A 24,738-nucleotide genomic window follows, 5' to 3' on the forward strand; every position below is an offset into this window, starting at 1 on the left:
GATAATAGGAATTGCTTATGATTCTATTGTTTTTTATGTATTTCAAGTGAGTAGGCATAGCCTACTCACTTTTTTAGATAGAAAAATGTGGTCATTGAAAATCAAACATATGAGGGCGATAGCGCATAGGTAAGTGGGAAAGTTGGGTTCGCTCATTTTTTCGCTCTTGAATGGTAACGGCTTGAAGAAATGTACGCCAATTTGCTTGGATTTCTTGTTCAGAATCAGCTTTATTGGAGAGTGGCGGGTCGCTATTTTCAATAAAACTGATTTGTCCCTCCTCTATAATACCTAATAAGCGATGGGTATCATCATAAATCATGAGCATTTCCTGAGGATACCTTCTGGCAAAATGAGGGCAGAGGTATGGGAGGGAAAAATGTTTTGGAGAAATGGTACTATAAAGCAGTTTTCCTGCGAACTCAAATCGAATAAAGCCTGTAAAAAGATGAACTTCACCGAATAAAGCTTTTAAAGATTTTTGCAATGCTAAAATAGAAGGATGCCCTAGGTGATTGCTCAACAAATCTTTTGATTCTAAGGCGATTTGAATAGCATCTAGTAAACAGCGTTCCTTTTCTCTTAAGGAACAATAAAATCCATCAATAATAAACTGAGTATTTTCTTTTCTTAATCGTTTCGTCAGTCGTTCATATATTTTTTGAGCTAAAGGTTCATCAGTTTCAATCCAACGGCTTAGAAACAAAGTTTCTACAGCAATATCAGGTGTTAATATGATTTCGGGAAACTGTTTTTTTGTAAATGCGTGATAAACAATTGTCAAAAAACCATAAAAACTGCCGTCATATTCCCATATTTCAGTCGTTTTTTCAATATGCATACTTAGACTCCTTATTTTTAATCGTTTCAAAACGTTCGACGTCAAACAAAGCTAGCTGTTCGTGATGTGATTGACTGTTTGCTTTTTTTAAAGTCTCATATTGTCGTGATGAAATCAAAGAAGAAATGACCCATTCGGGATCGTTGATCAATCCTGATTGGCAAACACCGTTACAGCTGACAAAATATTGAGCCCGCTTGACTACTACGCCTAATTTTTTTAAGTCAGTAAGGTGCAATTGATAGTACTTTCGGGCTTTTATAATGTTAAGGGCGCTTTTTGGACCGATTCCAGGAATCCGTAACAGCTGATCATAAGAAGCAGATTGAATGTCAACTGGAAATTGATCATAATTTTGGACAGCCCAGTTGGCTTTAGGATCTAGATATAAATTGAAATTAGGCTTATCTTCAGACAAAATCTCAGCTGCAGAAAATCGATAAAATCGCATCAACCAGTCTGCTTGATACAGTCGGTGTTCTCTTAGTAGTGGTGGATCAGTTGTGATCGCTGGCAATAAAGAATCTTGATTTACGGGAATGTAAGCAGAGTAATAGACTCTTTTTAAATCATATTTTTGATAAAGATTTTCAGCGATTGTCACAATCGAGCGATCATTTTCTGGTGAAGCGCCGATGATCATTTGTGTAGATTGGCCTGCGGGAACAAAAGAATTGTTTTGCTGTGTCGCAGGAAATTGAGATAATTCTTTTTTCTTATGCGTGATTTGCTTCATAGGTTTGTATAATGCGAAGGGATCTTTGTCAGGTGCTAGTAGTTTAAGGCTTTCTCGTGAAGGAAGCTCAACGTTGACACTCATTCGATCAGCCAAAAATCCTAACTCCTCAATTAACTTTTCGTCTGCTCCTGGAATGGCTTTGACATGAATGTAGCCTTTGAAGCCTTTTTCATAGCGCAAAATTCTCAATGTTTTGATCAGTAATTCACTGGTATAATCGACATTTTTTATAATTGCGGAACTTAGAAAAAGTCCTTCGATATAATTCCTCATGTAGAAGTCCATTGTTAAATCAGCAATTTCCCGTGGTGTAAAGGTAGCTCGTGGAATTGCGTTAGACTTTCTGTTGATGCAATAATGACAATCGAAAATACAAGCATTCGTGAATAATAATTTTAAAAGAGATACGCAACGTCCGTCACTTGTAAAGGTATGGCAAATACCGGCTGATGCGGTGCTACCTACCGTTCCGTTTCGTGTGTTGTTCGTGACCCCGCTGCTGGAACATGAAACATCATATTTTGCTGATTCAGCAAGAATTTCAATTTTTCTAGACAAATCCATAATAGCTCCTCATTTCTGAATAAATAAGAACGTACGTTCTTATTTTAACAAGCGCTTTGTGTTTTGTCAAAATGGGAAAAAGAAAAAAGACCAGAACAAAAAGCAATATTGCTTTGTTCCAGTCATTAAAAAGTACTTGTAAAGAATGTTACTGATTATTTAAATCTAAATAACGTTCTAGGTAATCAGCTAGCCCATCTTCGTCATTGGTTTTTTCAGTGATGTCGTTGGCAACAGATTTTATTTGGTCAGTAGCGTTCTTCATTGCAACGCCCCAGCCTACATAGTCCAACATTTCTTCATCATTATGTTCGTCACCGAATGCAATAATATCTGAACGTTTCACATTTAAGTATTTAGCAACTTGCTCGACGCCCTTCGCTTTTTGAATACCTTTAGAAACGATTTCTAAAATAGGCGTAGGACCGCCCCAAGTTCTAACATCAACATAGTCACCGTACTGCTTCATTAGAGAGTCAGAAACAAGTGCTGCTTGGTCTTTAGAAGTCCGAACCATCATCGAGGTAGGATCTGTAAGTAAATTTTTAGCAGTCAGAAGATTGCTAGACGTAGCTTCTGAGGCAAAAAAAGTAGAGTCAAAGTAATCAAGACTATCAATGAAAAAAGTTTCTTTATTTTCTGCGGCTACAAAATCAAGATTTAAAGCTTTTTTTTGAGCTAAAATATCGAAAACTAAGTCTCTTTGAATACCTGTTTCTTTTTCATCAGCCCATTGTTTTTCAGGCATATGAACAAGAGCACCATTAAAATTGACCATTGGCGTAGCTAATCCTAAATGTCGATAAAACTGACCGCTCATTCGATAGGGACGACCAGTAACAATACTGACGTAATGTCCATGGGCCATAGCTTTTTTTAAAGCTTTCTCAGTTGTTGAACTGATCAGTGATTGTGCATTTAAAGTTGTACCATCTAAATCGATTGCAATTAATTTTTTCAAAATCATTCCTCCCGGAAATCGTTCTTTAACTAAGTCTAGCATAAAATGTCAGAATGACAAGTTTTCAAGAAAATTTTAGAAAAAAATTTCTTTATGATACACTAAGTAAAGAAAGGACGGTGGAAAATTTGATTCAACTCTATCGTTGGTCAATACGAATAGCGACGTTGGTTTATTGTGTTTATATGTTGCTTTTTGCTGAGATCTACCAATTCATGGCTTTAAATGTATTATTAGCTTACATACCTCTTGAAATTAGTTTTCATGTTAAGAAAGTGAATAAGCAAGGTTTTTTTCTATTAGGAATGCTTTGGCTATTATTTTATCCAAATGCCCCATATCTTTTCACCGATTTTTTTCATTTAGAGCGTTTACCCATTTATCAAGGGATGAATCAGCTATTCGGTCAGTCCTTAGCTGCGTGGTTGTCTTTTGGACTGCTAACGGTTGGAATATGTGTATATGGTTTTTTAGGGATGGCGACTTTATTTACGATACTGAATGAATGTTACAAAAGAAAGAATTTGAACCATAAATGGCAAGGGATTTTGTTTATTGTAATCGTGAACTTTTTATCTAGCTTAGCTATTTTTGTGGGACGATTCGATCGTCTCCATAGTGTTCATATTTTTACTAAGCCGCTGCAAACATTGAGCACTATTTTTTTTACTTGGTCTTCGAGTAAATGGTTGTTTATTCTTTTGTTTACGGGATTACAGCTGCTACTGGTGAGTACAATTTTTTTGCTAAGGGGGTTGGAATTGACAGATCAAGAAGAAATGCGATATTGACAGGGTGTGAGGAACTTGTTACTATTTAAATAAGTATGTTTGGAATCAAAAGTAGAGGAGTTATAGGGATGAAAAAGTGGCAAAGTTCTTTGTTAACTGTATTGTTTACTATTGGGGGAATCACTGGCGGAGGAGTCTGGAATGCAGAAGTTGCTGATGCACAGACAGTCAACGGGACTGAACAAAATAATCTGTCACGTGAACAACAAGCTCAGGAGGAGAAAATTCCATTTCAAATTTTAGGAATCAATGATTTTCATGGCGCCTTAAATACAACTGGATCATTCTTCGATGATGAAGGTAAAAAAGTAGCGAACGCTGGAACAGCACCACTACTTGCAGGCTATCTGAATCGAGCGCAGGAACAATTTAAAACAGCAAATACTAATGGGCAAACATTGCGTGTACAAGCTGGTGATATGGTAGGTGCAAGTCCAGCCAGTTCTGGGCTGCTTCAAGACGAGCCGACGATCAAAGTGTTGAATCAAATGGATTTTTCTGTAGGAACATTGGGAAACCACGAATTTGATGAAGGGCTTCAAGAATTTCATCGAATTATGAGTGGTGAAAAACCAACGGATGATCCGTATGGCATTTTAATGGCTTATCCTAGAGAAGCGTCTAAAACTCAGATTGTAATTGGAAATGTTGTTAAGAAAGGAACAGAGGAAATTCCTTTTGGTTGGCAACCTTATACAATCAAAGAAGTGGGAATAGCAAATAACAAAGTAAAAGTCGGTTTTATAGGAGTTGTTACAACGGAAATTCCTAACTTAGTTTTAAAGGAACATTATGAATCATATGACTTTTTAGATGAAGCAGAAACAATCGCTTATTACTCTAGTAAATTGAAAGAACAAGGTGTGAATGCTATTGTTGTGTTAGCACATATTCCTGCCACTAGTAAAGCTGATAAAGTGAACGGTGAAGCAGCAGAAATCATTAAAAAGGTCAATGAAATCTATCCAGAAAATAGCGTGGATGCTTTTTTCGCAGCGCATAATCACCAATATACAAATGGTGTAGTCGATAAAACAAGAGTTGTTCAATCGACAGCACAAGGAAAAGGGTATATTGATCTACAAGGAACATTGGATCCTAAAACTAATGATTTTATCGAGACGCCAAAAGCAAAAGTCTTACCAGTCGATCCTACAGCAAAAGATGTTCCTAAAATCGATGAAAAAGTTGCGGCCACTGTAAAGGATGCTCAAGAGCGAGTATCAGAAGTAACCAATAAAAAAATTGGAACAGCGAAAGAAAATGGAGCAATCACCCGAGACGTGAATGAATCAAAAGAATCTCCTCTGGGAAATTTGATTACTGATGGACAAGTTGCAATGGCTAGAGCGAAAGGGATCGAAGCTGATTTTGCTATGACAAATAATGGTGGAATTCGTGCTGATCTTGATGTTAACGAAAATCGAGATATTACGTGGGGAGCGGCTCAAGCGGTACAGCCATTTGGAAATATCATGCAAGTAGTTGAAATGACAGGGACGCAAATTGAGCAAGTCTTAAATGAACAGTATGATGAAGAAGAACGCTACTTTTTACAAATTTCTGGTTTGACCTATACCTATGTAGCTACTGATGATCCAGATCAACCATTTAAAGTGAACGATATGCATAAAAAAGATGGTACGCCAATTCAAGCGGATCAATCGTACTTAGTTGTAATCAATGACTTTCTATTTGGTGGTGGGGATGGTTTCTCTGGATTTACTGGAGCGAATTTAGTCAATGCGATTCAACCTGATACTGAGACTTTTATTAGTTATATAGAAAGCAAAGAAGCGGCGGGTGAATTGATTACAGCATCAATTGAAAATCGCAAAAAATTAGTTGATCTGACAGAGCCAGAAGTGCCAGATACAAAAGAAGCGGAAGAAAAAATCAAAAAGGCAACGGTTTTCGATCCTTTATATGAAGACGATGAATTGTTAAGAGGTGTCACATTGCCAAATGCAACGATTGTACTCTACGATGGAGAAATCCCTCAAACAACTACAAGAGATGCAAACATTGAAGGCGATTTAGTTGGGCAAGCTGATTCGGAAGGTCGAATCAAAATCAATGTTACTTCATTGAATCTTAAAGGGAAAAAGAAATTGACCGCAGTAGTTTTTGACGAAGAGAAAAATAAAGTTGTGTTTCCAATCGAGATTTTACCTCAGAGGCAGGTGGTTTTAGAAACATCTAATCCAAAAGAGCTTTCTAAAACAGAGTCAAAAAAAGAATTACCGAAAACTGGAGAGCAACGAGCTGTTCCTGTGGGATTGTTCGGTGTCTTAATAATTAGTACCACCTTTGTTGTTTTGTGGAAGCGAAACATTCTATAGCTAAAAAGCCTTTACAGTTACGTTTTTATCCAGTGACTGTAAAGGCTTTTTCATTTCATTAGAAATCAAAGACTGTGAAGAGCTATCAAAAAAATTTGTAAAAATAGAGTGGAACGAATTACCAACATATAAACAAAATCAATTCAATGACAAAAGAACATTTTTAAGAGTTGGCGAAAATAAAGAAAGATTAAAAAAAACACAAAACACGAACGTTTATAAATAAAATGAGGTTTAAAGTTAATATTTTATTGAAATAGGACCGATGCTACCTTATAATTTAAAAGTATTCATCAGGAAATCAACAGATGCACTTATTATTTTAAAATAGTTCGATCTCTAAATAGCAGTGTTAAAGAGAGAATTGAATGTTCTTGATGAAATTTTAGGGTTAAAGGGAGAGAGACAATTTCATGGAAAAGTTTTTCAAGTTAAAGGAAAACAAAACAACTATTTCAACTGAAATGGTGGCAGGGGTAACGACATTTTTCGCAATGAGCTATATTTTATTTGTAAACCCGTCAATCTTATCTCAAACGGGTATGCCGTTTCAAGCAGTATTTTTAGCTACGATAATTGCATCGATCATTGGTACATTGATCATGGGATTATTCGCGAATGTTCCTTATGCACAAGCACCAGGTATGGGTCTAAATGCGTTTTTCACTTTTACAGTTGTTTTTGGGTTAGGGTATACATGGCAACAAGCCTTAGCAATGGTATTTATCTGTGGGTTGATCAATGTTTTGATTACTGTAACCAAAATCCGAAAATTGATCATCAAGGCAATACCTGAAAGCATGCAGCATGCAATTGGCGGCGGTATTGGGATTTTTGTTGCATATGTAGGAATCAAGAATGCAAAATTATTAGATTTTACTGTACAAGCTGAGCCTACTAAAGGTGTCGTCAATGGAGATAGTATTGTTCCTGCTTTGGGGAATTTTAATAATCCAGAAATTATCTTAGCTGTTATTGGTTTGGTTTTGACCACCGTTTTAGTTGTTTTAAATATCCGTGGTGCTATTTTGATCGGTATTGTAGCAACAACGATCATTGCGATTCCACTAGGCGTTGTTGATTTATCAACAATTGATTGGCAGGCAAATTCTTTAGGGAATTCTATTAGTGAGTTGGGTACGACTTTCGGCGCAGCATTTGGTGCTGATGGGATGCAGTCATTATTTAGTGATGCATCAAAAATTCCTCAAGTTTTAATGACAGTGATTGCGTTTAGTTTATCGGATACCTTTGATACAATCGGTACATTTATCGGAACAGGCCGCCGTACAGGAATATTTTCTAAAGAAGACGAATTAGCACTGGAAGACAGTAAAGGATTTTCTACAAAAATGGATAAGGCTTTGTTTGCAGATGCGATTGCGACGTCGATCGGTGCTGTTTTTGGAACATCGAATACAACGACTTATGTAGAAAGCGCTGCAGGTATTGGTGCTGGTGGACGAACTGGCTTAACTTCAGTTGTCGTCGCCGCTTTGTTTGCATTAAGTAGCTTATTTTCACCGTTGATCGCAATCGTTCCAGCACAAGCCACTGCACCTGCTTTGATCCTAGTTGGTGTCATGATGCTTGCTTCATTTAAAGATATTGAATGGACGAATTTAGAAGAGGCGATTCCTGCATTTTTTGCATCGATTTTTATGGGCTTATGCTATAGCATTTCTTATGGTATTGCTGCTGGATTCATTTTTTATGCAGTAGTTAAACTTGCAAAAGGTAAGTTCAAAGAAATTTCTCCAATTCTTTGGGTCGTTAATGCGTTATTTATATTGAATTTTATTATTTTGGCCATTTTATAATTCATTTTTAAGTGATAAAGCTTAGCTGTCTTTTTAGATAGCTAGGCTTTTTTTATGTCTTTACGGAAAAATTTTTTGAGAGATTGAGTATTTTGGAGTATAGTTAATAGTGAAGAACTTGTGAGGTGTGCACGAACATGAAAATTGATTGGAAAAAGAATTTAATGGTTGCTTGGTTGGGCTGTTTTTTTACTGGTGCAAGTATTAGTCTGGTAATGCCTTTTATTCCTGTATATGTTGAACAGTTGGGAACACCTAAGAATCAGGTTGAGTTGTTTTCTGGACTTGCCATATCTGTTACAGCATTTGCAGCGGCGATCGTAGCACCGATTTGGGGTAATTTAGCGGATAGAAAAGGTCGTAAGCTTATGATGATTCGAGCGGCAGCCGGAATGACGATTACGATGGGTTCATTGGCATTTGTCCCAAATGTGTATTGGCTTTTGATCATGCGTTTTTTTAATGGTATCCTTTCAGGGTATATTCCAAATGCAACGGCAATGATCGCATCACAAGCGCCGAAAGAAAAAAGCGGCTGGGCATTAGGGACTTTATCGACAGGAGCTATTGCCGGAAACTTGATTGGACCTTCTATAGGTGGGGCCTTGGCTCAATGGTTTGGTATGGAAAATGTATTTATCATCACAGGAGTTGTCTTGTTGATCACGACTTTATTGACTATTTTTATGGTAAAAGAAGAATTCCAACCGATCGAAAAGAAGGATTTATTAAGTACAAAAGAAATTTTTTCAGCAATGGATCATGTTTCAATTTTGATTGGATTGTTTGTAACGACTTTGATTTTACAAATTGGCGTTACAAGTATCAGCCCAATTTTAACATTGTATATCCGTTCGTTGAGTCAAGATACTGGCAATATTTTATTTGTCAGTGGGTTAATTGTTTCTGTTGCTGGTGTATCGGCAGTGATATCGTCACCAATCCTAGGCAAGCTTGGCGATAAGATCGGTAATCATAAAGTGTTGTTAGCAGGCCTGCTGTTATCGCTGATTTGTTATGTTCCTATGGCATTTGTTAAAACCCCTTTTCAATTAGGATTGTTACGCTTTTTTCTAGGGTTTTCAACAGGGGCTTTGATGCCATCGATCAATACGTTGATCAGCAAAATCACCCCATCTGAAGGTGTTAGCCGAATATACAGTTATAATCAAATGTTTAGTAATTTTGGACAAGTTTTAGGTCCTATGATAGGTTCGACTGTAGCGCATGGTATGGGGTATAGTGCAGTATTTATTGTAACAGCTTGTTTTGTATTGGGGAATATTTGTCTTTCTTTATTCAATTTCCGCAAAATTTTAAATAAAAGACTATAAATAGTTGAAAACACAAAAAAACCAGTTACAATGTGTGTAGTAACTGGTTTTTTAAAATCATCATTTTCAAGTGAAAAGCGATGAGACGAAAGCTGTATTCTAAAGAACAAGCTTAGGTCCCAACCTTAAAGTTATTGAACACTTTTAGTGGTTTCTTTTTTTGGCAATGCGAATTGACCAATTAATAAGATAATCACACCGGTAATCAATGATATAATAGTTGTCAGCATAAAATCGTATGTTCCGCCGTTTAGGGCGCCGCCGATATATCCGACCACTTGTCCTAGTAAAAAGGACCACAACAATACAAGAATGTAACGCATGGATTGCACCTCTTTTCTAGGTATAGTTTAGCACAATTTTCTTAAATGTAAAGAAATTGAAAGGTACATTTTTTTGATTTATGACCATCATAATAAAACGCTGAGATCAGGTTTTGTGCATCTGTTTCAGCCTCATATAAAAAGGAGATGTCTTATGCCCTTTCCACAATTATATACAATTACTTCCTATTCATTGTTATCTAGTACCATCCGCATTCCTGAACTAGTACAAGAAGCAAAAAAATTAGGATACACGACCTTAGGAATCGCAGATATCAATGTCCTTCATGGCGCTATAGAATTTTTTGAAGCTTGTAAAAAAGAAGCCATCAAACCAATTATTGGTTTGACTTTAGAGTATACTCCGACTAAATCTGAGCAGACGGCACAATTATTACTGTATGCTAAAGATTTACAAGGCTATCAAAACTTAATGAAAATTTCTACTGCAAAAATGAACAGTGAGCGAATCTTTTATTTAGAAGAGATTAAAGAACACCTGAATCATTTATTTGCTGTGATGCCTTCCGATAAAGGAGAAGTCGCTCTCTCATTAAAATCAAGTGAAAATGAGGCAACTGAAAGCTTAGAACAGTTAGTGCGCTATTTTGACCCAGCTAGTTTTTTTGCTGGTGTTTCATTTACATGTAATTCAGAAACGGATCCACTACTTTTCCAATTTTATGAAACAAAACATCTACAACTCCTTGCTTTGCAAGAAACACGCTATCTAAATCGTGAAGACGGCTTTGCTTTGAAAGTACTAGCTCATATTAATGAAGGTCAACAAATGACATTAAATGCTGAAGAAACTGAGATCGAAGGCCCTTTTTACCTCAGAAACCAAGTAGACGCGGCAGAACAGTTACGTGTAAAAGTAGGGGAACTAGCTATTCACAATGCGGAGAAACTTGCGGAAACTTGTTCTCTGGACATTCCGTTACATCAGCGTTTGTTGCCTCACTATCCGATTCCAAATGGTAAACAAGCTGGAGAATTTTTAAAAGAATTATGTCTGGAAAAACTACCTGAGCGTATCCCGACTATCACTTCTGAGTATGAAGAACGCTTAGCCAAAGAGCTTGATATCATTCACACGATGGGATTCGATGATTATTTTTTGATTGTCTGGGATGTAATGGCTTTTGCTCATGAAAGAAAAATCGTAACAGGTGCTGGTCGAGGCTCTGCCGCCGGTTCATTAGTCTCCTATGTGTTATCGATCACGGATGTTGATCCAATCAAATATGATTTACTTTTTGAGCGATTCTTAAATCCAGAAAGACACTCAATGCCAGATATCGATTTAGATATTCCAGATAATCGCCGAGAGGAAGTCTTGCAATATGTTCGTACAAAATACGGTCATTATCATATGGCACAGATCGCCACTTTTGGTACGATGGCAGCAAAAATGGTTCTAAGAGATGTTGCTAGGGTTTTTGGTTTATCCCAAAGTGAATCAAATCGCTGGTCTAATGCAGTACCAAGTGCGCTTAAAATGACATTAAAAACAGCCTATTCTGATTCAAAAAAATTAGTAGAATTGGTGAATTCTTCAGAGACAAATCGTTTGTTGTATGATACGGCTGTTCGCCTAGAAGGTCTACCACGTCACGTTTCAACTCATGCAGCAGGTGTGGTGATCAGCGATCTAGATCTTTTAGATATCGTTCCATTACAGCCGGGTTCAAATGATATTTTTTTGACGCAGTTTACGATGAATGATGTTGAAAAAATTGGTTTGTTAAAGATGGATTTTTTAGGGTTGAGAAACTTGTCGATTATTGATGATACAATCAAATCAATCAAACGAGTCTATGAAAAAGAAGTTATACTAAATCAGATTCCATTAGATGATGAGAAGACACTAGCGTTGTTCAGAAGAGGGGAAACGAGTGGTGTTTTCCAATTTGAATCGGCAGGAATCAGAAATGTATTGAGAAAGCTTGGTCCAACGAGTATTGAAGATATTGCGGCTGTTAATGCTTTGTATCGACCTGGTCCAATGCAAAATATCGATTTGTTTATTCGTAGAAAAAAAGGCCAAGAACGAATTGATTATCCAGATGCTGTTTTAGAGCCTATTTTAAAAAACACGTATGGCATTATTGTGTATCAGGAGCAAATCATTCAAGTAGCTTCTAAAATGGCGGGCTTTAGTTTGGGCCAAGCTGATATTTTAAGACGTGCGGTTAGTAAAAAGAAGAAAGATGTGCTGGATGAAGAGCGAAAACATTTTGTTGAAGGTGCTAAAAAGCAAGGGCATACTGAAGAATCCGCGACTACGATTTATGATTATATTGAACGTTTTGCTAATTACGGTTTTAACCGATCTCATGCTTTTGCTTACTCATTTATTGGGTTTCAAATGGCCTACTTAAAAGTTCACTTTCCTGGAGCTTTTTATGCGTCGATTCTACATTCAGTAAGGCACAATCCAAATAAAATTAAAGAATACATTGGTGAAGCTCGTAAAAATAAAATGACAATTTTACAACCGTCGATCAATACTAGTCAATATAGTTTCTTTTTAAATAACAATGATCAAATCATGTTTGGTTTTAGTTCGTTGAAAGGGATCCGTCGTGATTTCATTCAAAATATTTTAGATGAACGTAAAGAGCGGGGATCGTTTAAAACGTTTGATCAATTTTTACTTCGTATCGACCGAAAGTGGTTGAAGGCAGAAAATATTCAACCTTTGATTGCTATAGGTGCTTTCGACGAATTACAGCCAAATCGCCGTCAACTGTCAGTTAGTTTGGATAGTGAGATTCAAAATATCATTTATAGCGGTGGGAGCATGAATCTATTAGAAGACACGTTGAAATTGAAAGAAGTCGAGGTTGCCGATTATTCTTTAGAAGAGAAACTAGAGCAAGAAGAACAGTATTTAGGCGTTTATTTATCTGGTCATCCTACAGAAGAATTTAAAAAAACTCGATTAGCCAAGCAAGTGATGCTAGTCAGTGATGTGGTGGAAAATCAAACTGCACGTCTATTGATTTATGTAAAGGATATCCGAGTGATTCGGACGAAAAAAGGGGAACAAATGGCTTTTGTAGAAGGGGATGATTTAACTGGATCATTATCTTTAACACTTTTTCCAACCGTTTTCAGAACGCTTCGTCAAAATGTTGAAAAAAACCAAGTTTATTTCGTGGAAGGGAAAGTAGAAAAAAGCAATTACAATCAAGAGCTTCAATTATTAGTAAATAAAATTGAAAAAGCTAGTGATATTGAAAATAAAATTAGTGCAACGACTTGTTATTTAAAAATCATCGAAACAAAAGATCAAAAAGAAGTGTTACAACGTATTCATGATGTGCTCCAAACACACAAAGGCAATACACCTGTAATTATCTACTTTGAAAAAAATAGGAAAAAATTAGTCTTGAGTGAAGAGAACTGGGTATCGGAAACATTGATTGTAAAAGAGCAATTAGAGGCGATTTTGGGCGATCAAAATGTTGTTTTCAAATGATTTACGGTAAAAAATACTAATTGTTTTCATCTTTTTTCAATTATTTCTTCTTAAATCAAGACATTTTGCACTATTAATGGTAAAATGAGTGACGTAATATTTTTGAGTAATGAATAACTGTAACAAATACACGTTACAGCTTAAAAGTATAATATATGAGGTGAAAGAACGAATGAAACGTATCGGTATTTTAACCAGTGGGGGAGACGCCCCAGGAATGAACGCTGCAATTCGTGCAGTGGTACGTAAAGGGATTTTTGACGGGATCGAAGTTTATGGTATTAACTACGGTTTTGCAGGTTTGGTGGCTGGTGATATCCGCCGCTTAGACATTGCAGATGTTGGCGACAAAATTCAACGTGGAGGAACTTTCTTATATTCTGCCCGTTATCCAGAATTCGCAACAGAAGAAGGCCAACTAAAAGGAATCGAACAATTGAAAAAATTCGGCATCGAAGGTTTAGTTGTTATCGGCGGTGACGGATCTTATCACGGTGCCATGGCACTGACAAAACGTGGTTTCCCAGCTGTAGGTATTCCAGGGACAATCGATAATGATATTCCAGGAACAGATTTTACGATTGGTTTTGATACTGCGATCAATACCGTATTGGAATCGATTGACCGTATTCGTGATACTGCAACTTCACACGTTCGTACATTCGTTATTGAAGTAATGGGTCGTGGCGCAGGCGATATCGCTCTTTGGTCAGGTGTGGCCGGTGGTGCGGATGAAATCATCATTCCAGAGCATGATTTTGATATGGTCAATGTCGCTAAACGTATTAGAGAAGGCCGTGATCGTGGTAAAAAACATTGCTTGATCATCTTAGCTGAAGGCGTTATGGGCGGTAATGAATTTGCTGATAAATTGTCTGAACATGGAGACTTCCATACGCGTGTGTCTATTTTAGGACACGTTGTTCGTGGCGGCTCACCAAGTGCTCGTGATCGTGTACTAGCAAGTAAATTCGGTTCATATGCTGTCGAATTATTGAAAGCAGGAAAAGGCGGACAATGTATTGGCATGCTAGATAACCAAGTAGTATCAGCTGATATCGTGGATACTTTGGAAAACCACAAACACAAACCGGACTTATCACTTTATGATTTAAATCAAGAGATTTCTTTTTAAAAGTAAGTTATACGAAGTATCCCTTGAGGAAAATAGATAATCTTCATAATGTATAAACAAAAATGGAATAGGAGCGTTTGGTAATGAAAAAAACGAAAATCGTATGTACGATCGGACCAGCTAGCGAAACTGTTGACATGCTAGTAAACTTAATGAATGCAGGAATGAATGTTTGCCGTTTGAACTTCTCACATGGTGATTTTGAAGAACATGGCAACCGTATCAAAAATATTCGTGAAGCTGCAAAAATTACAGGAAAACGTGTAGCGATCTTACTTGATACAAAAGGCCCTGAAATCCGTACGAACGAAATGGAAAATGGTGCGATCACTTTAAGAACTGGTGATGCGGTACGTCTTTCTATGACAGAAGTCTTAGGAACAAACGAAAAATTCTCAATCACTTACCCAGAATTAATTAACGATGTAAACGTCGGTTCTCATATTCTTTTAGATGATGGATTGATCGATTTAGAAGTAACTGATATCGACCGCACTGCAAATGAAATCGTTACGCTTGTTAAAAACGAAGGCGTTCTAAAAAACAAAAAAGGTGTTAACGTACCTGGTGTTTCTGTAAACCTTCCGGGTATTACTGATAAAGATGCCGCTGATATCCGTTTCGGTATCGAACAAGGTGTTGACTTTATCGCAGCAAGTTTTGTTCGTCGTGCTACTGACGTTTTAGAAATTACTAAAATTTTAGAAGAGCAAGATGCAACACATATCCAAATCATTCCTAAAATCGAAAACCAAGAAGGAATCGACAATATTGACGAAATCCTAAAAGTTTCTGATGGTTTGATGGTTGCTCGTGGTGATATGGGTGTTGAAATTCCAACTGAAGACGTTCCTGTTGTTCAAAAAGAGTTGATCAAAAAATGTAACGCTTTAGGTAAACCAGTTATCACTGCAACTCAGATGTTAGATTCCATGCAACGTAACCCACGTCCAACACGTGCGGAAGCAAATGACGTTGCCAATGCAATCTATGACGGAACAGATGCAGTAATGCTTTCAGGTGAAACTGCGGCTGGGGATTACCCATTAGAAGCAGTTCAAACAATGGCTCGCATCGCTGTTCGTACAGAAGAAGCGTTGATCAACCAAGACTCATTCGCATTAAAATTATACAGCAAAACAGATATGGCTGAAGCTATTGGTCAATCAGTTGGTCATACTGCACGTAATTTGGGTATTCAAACAATCGTTGCTGCAACTGAATCAGGTCATACAGCTCGTATGATTTCTAAATACCGTCCAAAATCTCATATTGTTGCGATTACATTCACAGAACAAAAAGCTCGCAGCTTATCATTATCTTGGGGTGTTTATGCAACTGTTGCTGACAAACCAGCAAGTACAGATGAAATGTTCAATTTAGCGACTCACACTGCTCAAGAAGAAGGTTTTGCAAGTGAGGGCGACTTGATCATTATTACAGCTGGTGTACCAGTAGGCGAAAAAGGTACAACAAACTTAATGAAGATTCAAATGATCGGATCAAAATTAGTTCAAGGTCAAGGAATCGGCGAAGCTTCAGTTATTGCTAAGGCAGTTGTAGCGAATACAGCTGAAGAAGCTGTAGCAAATGCAACAGAAGGGTCTATCCTTGTTGTAAAAACAACTGATAAGGATTATATGCCTGCAATTGACAAAGCAATTGCTTTAGTTGTAGAAGAAGGCGGATTAACTTCTCATGCAGCAGTTGTTGCAATTGCGAAAGATATTCCAGTAATTGTTGGTGCAGCTGATGCAACAAACTTGATTGCTAACGATGAATTGATCACTGTTGATCCTCGTCGTGGTATTGTATACCGTGGTGCAACAACAGCAATCTAAAAGAATAATGATACCAATTAAAAGAGTGGAATGAATCATGCAAAATGATTCATTTTCACTCTTTTTTATTACATTTGAACAAAGTTTCTTTTATTGTGAATTTCTTCTCAAAAAGACTATTAAAACGATTTCATACATGGTAAAATATAATTGTTACTATATAATATTAAATACAGGAGTGATAGAATGAAGGCAGCTGTTGTAACTAAAGAAAATAATGGAAAAGTAGAAATCAAAGAAGTAGACGTTAGACCCCTAGAAGCAGGTGAAGCGTTAGTCGATGTAGAATATTGCGGCGTTTGTCATACTGATTTACATGTGGCTCATGGAGATTTTGGGGAAGTACCAGGCAGAGTGATCGGTCATGAAGGTATTGGAATCGTTAAAGAAATTGCACCAGGTGTGGAGAGTCTTAAAGTTGGGGATCGTGTAAGTATTGCATGGTTCTTTGAAGGGTGCGGAACTTGCGAGTACTGTATTACAGGTCGAGAAACATTTTGTCGCCAAGTAAAAAATGCTGGATTTTCAGTAGATGGTGCGATGGCGGAGCAATGTATTGTTAAAGCGGACTATGCTGTAAAAGTCCCAGAAGGATTAGATCCAGCCCAAGCAAGTAGTATTTCTTGTGCGGGGGTTACTTGTTATAAAGCAATTAAAGTTTCAGATGTAAAACCTGGACAGTGGGTTGCTATTTATGGTATTGGAGGTTTAGGTAATTTAGCGATTCAATATGCCAAAAATGTTTTCAATGCTAAAGTGATTGCCGTTGATATCAATGATGATAAACTAGAATTTGCTAAAGAGCTAGGTGCTGACTTAGTTTGTAACCCATTGACAGATGGCGATGCAGGAGCATGGATCCAAGAGAAAGTTGGGGGCGCTCACGCTGCGGTTGTTACAGCTGTTTCTAAAGTTGCATTTAACCAAGCCGTCGATTCAGTTAGAGCTGCTGGTAAAGTTGTTGCAGTTGGTTTGCCACCAGAAACAATGGACTTAGCTATTGTAAAAACTGTATTAGATGGGATCCAAATCGTAGGTTCACTAGTAGGGACCCGTAAAGATCTGGAAGAAGCATTCCAATTTGGTGCAGAAGGCAAAGTGGTGCCAGTTGTAGAAACACGTTGCTTACATGAAGTTAACGACATTTTTGAAGAAATGGAACAAGGGAAAATCAAAGGAAGAATGGTCGTTGATTTAAAGAAATAAAACTGACTAATGAAAATCAAATAGAATAGTAAGAGCCCCTTAAGAGAAGACTTTAAGTTTTGTTTTTTAAGGGGTTTTTATGTAAAAAAAGAGAACTTTCTTGTCTGTAAAATGTTCATCTTAGGTACATTAATAGCTTCTTAAAATAGATTCTGTTACTATTAATAATAGTATTTCTGTACAATATAAATACTAGTTTGAGAAGGAGGGATGCGGATGATCATTCGTTTAGAAAATCAGGCTGATTTTGCTAAGATTTATCACTTCACGAAAGAAGCTTTTGAAACTGCAAAAGTTAAAGATGGTGATGAGCAGAACTTTGTTGAGCGCTTAAGGAAAAGTGAGAACTATTTGCCGAATCTTGCTTTTGTTGCTGAAAAAAATGAGGAAATCGTGGGACATATTATGTTGTCAAAAACGAGTATCTCAAACAAGAATAAAATAAGCGAAGTATTGATTTTAGCTCCTTTAACAGTCCGCTTAGATCAAAGAAATCAAGGGCTAGGCGGAGAGTTGATTGCTATTGCTGAAAAAGAAGCTAAAAAATTTAACTATCAAATGATTATTTTGATTGGGGATCCAAGCTACTATAGTCGTCATGGGTTTGTACAAGCAAGTACATATGGAATTATTTCAGATAAGGAGTTACCGCCAGAATATCTACTAGCTAAAATTATCAATCCATGTAACATCAAAGATTTTGCTGGTACTGTTTTTATTCCAGTTTAAATAAATTACTTTATACGTTAATTCATCAATTAGAGGAGGGACAATTATGAAAGAGAGTGCAAAAGCAGGTATTTCATTCGGTTGTGCTTTAGCTTTAGTTATTTCATATGTTAATTGGCACAGTATTCTTTGGGCAATATTTCACGGCGCGTTGAGTTGGTTTTATGTTATTTATTACGCAATCGTTTATGGTTTAAATTAAAATAAAAAAAATATATCTGTGATAAAGAAATGAAAATAAAATTGAAGGGATCCTTCAATTAGGCTGTTTTTGGTGAATTTAGTGATCAATTCGTGTTTATTTCGAGAATAGCTGTAAGAACGGTGAAATTTTTGATCATTTCCATTGGTGAATAATTAAAAAAAAATTAAACAGACGATTTTCAGAAAATTTCTGTTAATAAAGGCACAAATTATGCTATAATTACATAATTAAGATGGGAGGTTTAGTGCACATGGAATCCATTTCAAAAGATTTTGCTATTCAGCTGTTAAACGATGATGCACAAAGGATCATGATGTTGATCCGTAATCAAAAAAATAGCCTATGTATTTCCCAGTGTAAGGCTTTTGAGGAAGTCGTAGATACACAAATGTATGGTTTTTCTCGTCAAGTGACCTATGCCATTCGGTTAGGTATCTTAAGTTCCAAACAAGGACATCAATTGCTAAGTGATTTAGAAAAAGAACTTAATCAATTATATAGTGACGTTTATGAGGAAACACAAGAAAAAAAAGAAAGTGGCAAGGAGGTTTAAACTTTGCCAAACAAGATAAAAAAGAGGCATCTGTTAGATTATAGCATTTTGATCCCGTACTTAGTCCTTAGTGCAGTGGGATTGATCATGGTATACAGTTCAACATCCTCTTTGTTAGTTTCACAAGGAAAACCGCCGACCGGCATGGTTATTACGCAATTGGAGTTTTGGCTTTTAAGTTTAGTTGCAATGTTTTTTATCTATAAGATGAAAACCACTGTCTTTCAAGTTAAAGGATTTATCATGTTTGCAATCGTCGTTATCTCAGTTTTACTGTTAGCTGTTCGATTTACATCATTAGGTGCGGAGATCAATGGAGCCAAAGGGTGGATTCAAATTGGTTCATTTTCAATGCAGCCTGCTGAGTATTTAAAAATCATGGTGATCTGGTATTTAGCGTATATTTTAGGACGAAGACAGAAGTATATCGATAAAGAATTTAAAAAAGCTGTATTTAGACCGATGCTTTTGGTTGGTTTTTTAATTTTTCTTGTTGCGATTCAACCCGACTTGGGAAATGCAGCTATTTTGACTTTATTGGTGATTATCATGGTACTTGCTAGTGGTGTTAATTACATGTATACATATGTAGTTGGCGGTGCTGGAATTTTAGGTAGTATTGCTGTTATTCAAACTTTACTTTTAACCGGAGGCAGTTTTATTCCTGATAGGTATCAATATGTGTATCAACGTTTCGCTATTTTCTTGAATCCATTTAAGGATGAACGAAATGCTGGTCATCAGTTGGCTAATTCTTATTATGCGATTAACAATGGCGGCTGGTTCGGAAAAGGGTTAGGCAATAGTATTCAGAAAAAAGGTTTTTTACCTGAAGCACATTCTGACTTTATTTTTGCAATCACGATTGAAGAATTAGGTTTGTTTGTAGCACTGATTATATTAGCAATCTTGATGTTTATGATTGCTCGAATTATTTTAGTTGGTGTACGATCTAAAAAACCATTTAATTCGCTAATGTGTATTGGGATTGGATCAATGCTGTTGATTCAGGTTTTTATCAATCTCGGCGGAATTACTGGAGTGATTCCTTTGACAGGAGTAACGTTCCCTTTTCTGAGTCAAGGGGGAAATAGTGTATTGATTATTTCTATTGCTGTAGCTTTTGTATTAAACATCAGTGCGGACGAGAAAAAACAAAAAATGGACCAAGAATACCAATTACTTGGTAATCAATAAATAAATGAGGGTAACAAGAGCTGAAATAGATGTAAAGACTAGTTTCATTAAGAGTTGAACAATTCTGTTTTAGCATCAATAAACGGGTAGGAGTGAAAAAATGGAAAAAGTTTTAGTAGCAAATCGTGGAGAAATTGCAATTCGAATTTTTAGAGCCTGTACAGAGATGCACATCGGGACAGTAGCAATCTATGCAGCAGAAGATGAATATTCTGTTCATCGTTTTAAGGCTGACGAAGCCTATTTAGTTGGTAAAGGTAAAAAGCCGATTGAAGCCTACCTTGATATGGAGGATATTATCCGAATTGCCAAAAAATCAGGAGCTGATGCGATTCATCCAGGCTATGGTTTTTTGTCTGAGAATCTAGAATTTGCTCGTCGTTGTGAAGAAGAAGGTCTTATTTTTGTAGGACCAACATTACATCATTTAGATATATTTGGAGATAAGATCAAAGCAAAAGAAGCCGCTGTGGCAGCGGGTATAGCATCAATACCAGGTTCTGATGGACCTGTTGACTCAGTTGAGGGTGTTTTAGATTTTGGTAGAACGCACGGCTTTCCAATTATGATCAAAGCAGCTCTTGGCGGTGGTGGCCGTGGCATGCGGGTGGCTCATGACGAAAAAGAAGCTAGAGAAGGTTATGATCGGGCGAAAAGTGAAGCGAAGGCTGCATTTGGTTCTGATGAAGTCTATGTAGAAAAATATATCTCCAATCCAAAACATATTGAAGTTCAAATTTTAGGGGATAAGCATGGAAATGTAATTCATTTATTTGAGCGTGATTGTTCGGTTCAGCGTCGTCATCAAAAAGTTGTAGAGGTAGCTCCTTGTGTGTCAATGAGTGAAGAGAAACGCAAAGAAATCTGTGATGCTGCGGTTCAATTAATGAAGCATGTTGGCTATGTTAATGCTGGAACTGTTGAATTTTTAGTCGAAGGGGACCATTTTTATTTTATCGAAGTCAATCCACGTGTTCAAGTAGAGCATACGATTACTGAGATGATCACAGATATTGATATTGTCGTATCTCAATTGCAAATTGCGCAAGGTCTTGATTTGCATAAAGACATGAAGATTCCTCACCAAGAAGAAATCACTTTAAATGGAGCAGCTATTCAATGTCGAATCACAACGGAAGATCCATTGAACCATTTTATGCCAGATACCGGTAAGATCGACACGTATCGTTCACCAGGTGGTTTTGGTGTGAGGCTTGATGTTGGTAATGCTTATTCTGGTGCAGTAGTCACTCCGTATTTCGATTCTCTATTGGTAAAAGTTTGTACGCACGGATTTACTTTTGAAAAAGCTATCCAAAAGATGGAACGATGCTTAAGAGAATTTAGAATTCGCGGTGTAAAAACAAATATTCCATTTTTGCACAAGGTGATTGCTCATCCACAATTTCAATCTGGTGAAGCGAAAACAACCTTTATTGATAATACACCACAATTATTCGAATTTCCGAAATTAAGAGACCGAGGCAACAAAACCATGAAATACATTGGTGAAGTAACGGTTAATGGATTTCCAGGAATCGAAAAATCAACGAAAAAATATTTTGATGCACCACGTATTCCAACTGACTTAGAGTTACGAAGTGATTATGTGACTGCTAAAAATATTTTAGATAAAGATGGTGCAAAAGGTGTAATCGATTGGGTCAAGAAACAAGAAAATGTGCTATTGACGGATACGACTTTCCGTGACGCTCATCAAAGTTTATTAGCAACTCGTGTAAGAACACAAGACTTCAAAGAAATTGCGCGCTTAACTGGTGAAGGATTACCAGAGCTATTTTCTAGTGAAATGTGGGGCGGGGCTACTTTTGATGTTGCATATCGCTTCTTAAATGAAGATCCATGGCAAAGACTTCGCAAAATTCGTAAGTTAATGCCAAATACGCTGCTGCAGATGCTATTTAGAGGATCAAATGCAGTCGGTTATCAAAATTATTCTGATAATGTTATTGAAGAGTTCATTAAAGAATCAGCACGTCAAGGTATTGATGTGTTCCGTATTTTTGATAGCCTAAACTGGCTGCCGCAAATGGAAAAAAGTATTCAAGCAGTTAGAGATACAGGTAAAATTGCGGAAGCGGCTATTTGTTATACTGGTGATATCAATGATCCAACTCGAGCAAAATATAATGTTGAATATTACAAAAATATGGCTAAAGAGCTTGAACAGATGGGCGCTCATATTATTGCCATTAAAGATATGGCTGGGTTGCTAAAACCACAAGCCGCGTATCGTTTGATTAGCGAACTAAAAGATACAACGGATTTACCGATTCATTTGCATACGCATGATACAAGCGGCAATGGGATTATCACTTATTCAGCAGCAACTAAAGCAGGCGTAGATATTGTCGATGTGGCGACAAGTGCAATGAGTGGCGCAACCAGCCAACCTAGTATGAGTAGTTTGTATTATGCTCTGGTCAATGGTGATCGGACGCCAGATGTGAATATTGACAATACACAAAAAATCAATCACTATTGGGAAGATGTTCGGATGTATTATAAACCATTCGAAAATGGTTTAAATGCGCCGCAAACAGAAGTCTACATGCATGAAATGCCAGGCGGACAGTATTCTAACTTACAGCAACAAGCGAAAGCAGTTGGATTAGGACATAAATGGGATGATATCAAAAAAATGTATCACACCGTTAACCTGATGTTTGGAGATATTGTGAAGGTCACACCATCGTCAAAAGTTGTTGGTGATATGGCACTTTTCATGGTTCAAAATAATTTAACTGAAAAAGATATCTACGATAATGGAGAAGAATTGAGTTTTCCTGAATCAGTAGTAACGTTTTTCCAAGGAGATTTAGGTCAACCTGTAGGTGGATTTCCTAAAGATTTACAAAGAATTATTTTAAAAGGACGTCCAGCGTTTACTGAAAGACCAGGAAGTTTAGCAGCACCAGTTAATTTTGATAAAGTAAAAGACGAATTGGCTGAAAAAATCGGTTATGAGCCAAAATTGGAAGAAATTTTGAGCTATCTGATGTATCCTCAAGTATTTCTGGATTATCGCACATCGTATCAAAATTTTGGAGATGTGACATTATTAGATACACCAACGTTTTTCCAAGGAATTCGTCAAGGTGAATCTGTAGAAGTTCAAATTGAAAAAGGTAAAACGTTGATTATTCGCTTAGATGAAATTGGTGACCCTGATATTGAGGGGAACAGAGTGTTGTTCTTCAATCTAAATGGTCAACGCCGCGAAATAGTTATAAAGGATACCTCTATCAAATCTTCTGTTCAAGCAAAACGTAAAGCAGAGCCGACGAATAAAGAACAAATCGGTGCAACAATGTCAGGATCTGTTCTCCAAGTGTTAGTTAATAAAGGAGATAAAGTTAAAAAAGGTGATGCATTGTTAGTCACAGAAGCGATGAAGATGGAAACAACAATCGAAGCACGTTTTGATGGAATCGTTGAACATATTTACGTTTTTGAAGACGAACCAATCAGTTCTGGTGATCTATTAATAGAAGTAAAAGAAAATTAAACGAAAAGTGGGGGAAAAGATGAAACGATTTTTAGTTTTTTTAGGCGTTTTCTTTGTAGTCCTGATAGGTGGTTATTTACAGCCTGTCTTTTTCCCTGCTGATAACATGCAGCAAGAAGCAGATCATGGGAGGCAGGTTGTCTCCCATACTGCGTTACCGTATGAAGAAATTTCAACTTCTGGTTATGCTGCGTACATAGGTAAAGAAACAGCTGATTTTGTGACTAAGTTCGGTGAGCCGATTGAAAAGCAACAAACAGGCATGGGCTATGAACTATGGGTGTATGGTGAAAAAGATACGGATTATCTCGAAATAAATGTTCGAGATGGAAAAATTTCTGCAATCAAAGCGTTTAATGAGTCAAAAGAGACGATGCCATTTTCAATTGGGATGAAACTATCGGACGTTTCAGAGTTGATGACTATTTATTCAAATTTTGCGTTTACATATAAAGAAAACAACTATAATGTTGAGCTAATGGAAGAAGATATGAATTATCGTCCGCTAATAGCGTTTGATAATAAGACATTTGCGCTCTTATTTTTTAATCATGGTACTGGGAAGCTTGCAGCCGTTACGTATTTAGATAAAAAAACACTATTGACAATAATGCCTTATCAATTAGTTGAAGGTGAAGTCATTCCTATTTCAGTAACCGACCAAGTGTCAGGTTTTGATGCAATTAAAAGCCACCAAGTTATCCAAATCATCAATCTGTTGAAGCTTAAAGAAGGTTTACCAGCCTATCGGGTAAACACTGAAAGTCAAAAAAATGCTCAAAAACTTTTTGATGCTCTGCTTAAAAATCAAAAAAACATTCTTTCGCTAGAGCGAGCAGAAAATTGGCAGTTTAGTAAAGAGCAAATGACAGCTGAGACTGTTTTTACGTTAACCAATGACGAGTACCAAAAGTTATTGAAAGTGGGTCAATTAGACAAGAAAAAAGCCACTGGAATGTACACAGAGCCAGTTTATGACCCTACATTTACCGTGTTATCATGGTTTTCTGATTCATTGTACCATTCGCGATTTGCCCATCAAGAAAAAGAAGACATTGGCGTTGCGTTCTCTAAAGCAAGTATGTTAGTCTTATTACAAGAAACAGAGAAAGAAATATCTCAAACAGAGGAAAGTGAATAA

18 protein-coding genes are annotated in these 24,738 nt (G+C 36.8%); 14 read left to right on the top strand and 4 right to left on the bottom strand.

Going from position 1 to position 24,738, the window contains the following annotated elements; translation table 11 throughout:
- Positions 1–91: 91 nt before the first annotated feature.
- From A5821_RS02115 to A5821_RS02125, 3 genes are all read right to left on the bottom strand, one after another.
- Positions 92–841 (bottom strand): TIGR03915 family putative DNA repair protein, encoded by a 750-nt coding sequence (locus A5821_RS02115; RefSeq protein ID WP_086312863.1) that lies wholly within the window; start codon positions 839–841, stop codon positions 92–94.
- Entirely contained in the window at positions 831–2,144 is a 1,314-nt protein-coding gene (locus A5821_RS02120; protein ID WP_086312864.1) for a putative DNA modification/repair radical SAM protein, read from the bottom strand. The genes A5821_RS02115 and A5821_RS02120 overlap by 11 nt, the downstream gene beginning before the upstream one ends.
- A gap of 148 nt (positions 2,145–2,292) precedes the next feature.
- Positions 2,293–3,105, bottom strand: coding sequence for a Cof-type HAD-IIB family hydrolase (locus tag A5821_RS02125; protein ID WP_086312865.1), 813 nt, complete (start codon positions 3,103–3,105; stop codon positions 2,293–2,295).
- Positions 3,106–3,290: 185 nt separating this feature from the next.
- Here A5821_RS02125 and A5821_RS02130 point away from each other — a divergent pair, with 185 nt between their 5' ends.
- From A5821_RS02130 to A5821_RS02145, 4 genes are all read left to right on the top strand, one after another.
- On the top strand, positions 3,291–3,896 hold the full coding sequence (locus A5821_RS02130; RefSeq protein WP_170922995.1) for a DUF1361 domain-containing protein: 606 nt from the start codon (positions 3,291–3,293) through the stop codon (positions 3,894–3,896).
- A gap of 68 nt (positions 3,897–3,964) precedes the next feature.
- On the top strand, positions 3,965–6,238 hold the full coding sequence (locus tag A5821_RS02135) for a bifunctional metallophosphatase/5'-nucleotidase (RefSeq protein ID WP_086312866.1): 2,274 nt from the start codon (positions 3,965–3,967) through the stop codon (positions 6,236–6,238).
- 413 nt (positions 6,239–6,651) lie between these two features.
- A complete protein-coding gene (locus A5821_RS02140; protein ID WP_086312867.1) occupies positions 6,652–8,058 on the top strand; it encodes an NCS2 family permease in 1,407 nt (468 codons plus the stop codon).
- A 137-nt stretch (positions 8,059–8,195) separates the two neighbouring features.
- Positions 8,196–9,392, top strand: coding sequence for a multidrug efflux MFS transporter (locus A5821_RS02145; protein WP_086312868.1), 1,197 nt, complete (start codon positions 8,196–8,198; stop codon positions 9,390–9,392).
- 131 nt (positions 9,393–9,523) lie between these two features.
- Here the strand turns inward: A5821_RS02145 and A5821_RS02150 are convergent, their stop codons facing one another.
- The gene (locus A5821_RS02150; RefSeq protein ID WP_025868754.1) at positions 9,524–9,715 is read right to left on the bottom strand and encodes a YjzD family protein; all 192 of its coding nucleotides are present in this window, start codon (positions 9,713–9,715) and stop codon (positions 9,524–9,526) included.
- Positions 9,716–9,869: 154 nt separating this feature from the next.
- Between A5821_RS02150 and dnaE the strand changes: the two genes are divergently transcribed.
- From dnaE to A5821_RS02200, 10 genes are all read left to right on the top strand, one after another.
- Positions 9,870–13,202, top strand: a complete 3,333-nt coding sequence (gene dnaE / locus A5821_RS02155; RefSeq protein WP_086312869.1) for a DNA polymerase III subunit alpha — start codon at positions 9,870–9,872, stop codon at positions 13,200–13,202.
- A 172-nt stretch (positions 13,203–13,374) separates the two neighbouring features.
- The gene (gene pfkA, locus A5821_RS02160; protein WP_086312870.1) at positions 13,375–14,337 is read left to right on the top strand and encodes a 6-phosphofructokinase; all 963 of its coding nucleotides are present in this window, start codon (positions 13,375–13,377) and stop codon (positions 14,335–14,337) included.
- An 83-nt stretch (positions 14,338–14,420) separates the two neighbouring features.
- Positions 14,421–16,178: a pyruvate kinase gene (pyk, locus tag A5821_RS02165; RefSeq protein WP_086312871.1), complete on the top strand. Its 1,758-nt coding sequence runs from the start codon at positions 14,421–14,423 to the stop codon at positions 16,176–16,178.
- Between the two features lie 186 nt (positions 16,179–16,364).
- Positions 16,365–17,384, top strand: a complete 1,020-nt coding sequence (gene adhP, locus A5821_RS02170) for an alcohol dehydrogenase AdhP (RefSeq protein ID WP_086312872.1) — start codon at positions 16,365–16,367, stop codon at positions 17,382–17,384.
- A 216-nt stretch (positions 17,385–17,600) separates the two neighbouring features.
- Positions 17,601–18,113 (top strand): GNAT family N-acetyltransferase, encoded by a 513-nt coding sequence (locus A5821_RS02175; RefSeq protein ID WP_170922936.1) that lies wholly within the window; start codon positions 17,601–17,603, stop codon positions 18,111–18,113.
- A gap of 46 nt (positions 18,114–18,159) precedes the next feature.
- Complete coding sequence (locus A5821_RS02180) at positions 18,160–18,315, top strand: hypothetical protein (protein ID WP_170922937.1); 156 nt, start codon at positions 18,160–18,162, stop codon at positions 18,313–18,315.
- Between the two features lie 253 nt (positions 18,316–18,568).
- Positions 18,569–18,871 carry a YlaN family protein gene (locus tag A5821_RS02185; protein WP_086312874.1) on the top strand — a complete coding sequence of 101 codons (303 nt, stop codon included), beginning with the start codon at positions 18,569–18,571 and terminating at the stop codon, positions 18,869–18,871.
- Between the two features lie 3 nt (positions 18,872–18,874).
- On the top strand, positions 18,875–20,068 hold the full coding sequence (locus A5821_RS02190) for an FtsW/RodA/SpoVE family cell cycle protein (RefSeq protein ID WP_086312875.1): 1,194 nt from the start codon (positions 18,875–18,877) through the stop codon (positions 20,066–20,068).
- Positions 20,069–20,168: 100 nt separating this feature from the next.
- A complete protein-coding gene (locus A5821_RS02195) occupies positions 20,169–23,597 on the top strand; it encodes a pyruvate carboxylase (RefSeq protein ID WP_086312876.1) in 3,429 nt (1,142 codons plus the stop codon).
- A gap of 19 nt (positions 23,598–23,616) precedes the next feature.
- Positions 23,617–24,738: a CAP-associated domain-containing protein gene (locus tag A5821_RS02200; protein ID WP_086312877.1), complete on the top strand. Its 1,122-nt coding sequence runs from the start codon at positions 23,617–23,619 to the stop codon at positions 24,736–24,738.

Origin of the sequence: Enterococcus sp. 7F3_DIV0205 (assembly GCF_002141365.2) — a bacterium.
GTDB lineage: Bacteria > Bacillota > Bacilli > Lactobacillales > Enterococcaceae > Enterococcus_L > Enterococcus_L palustris.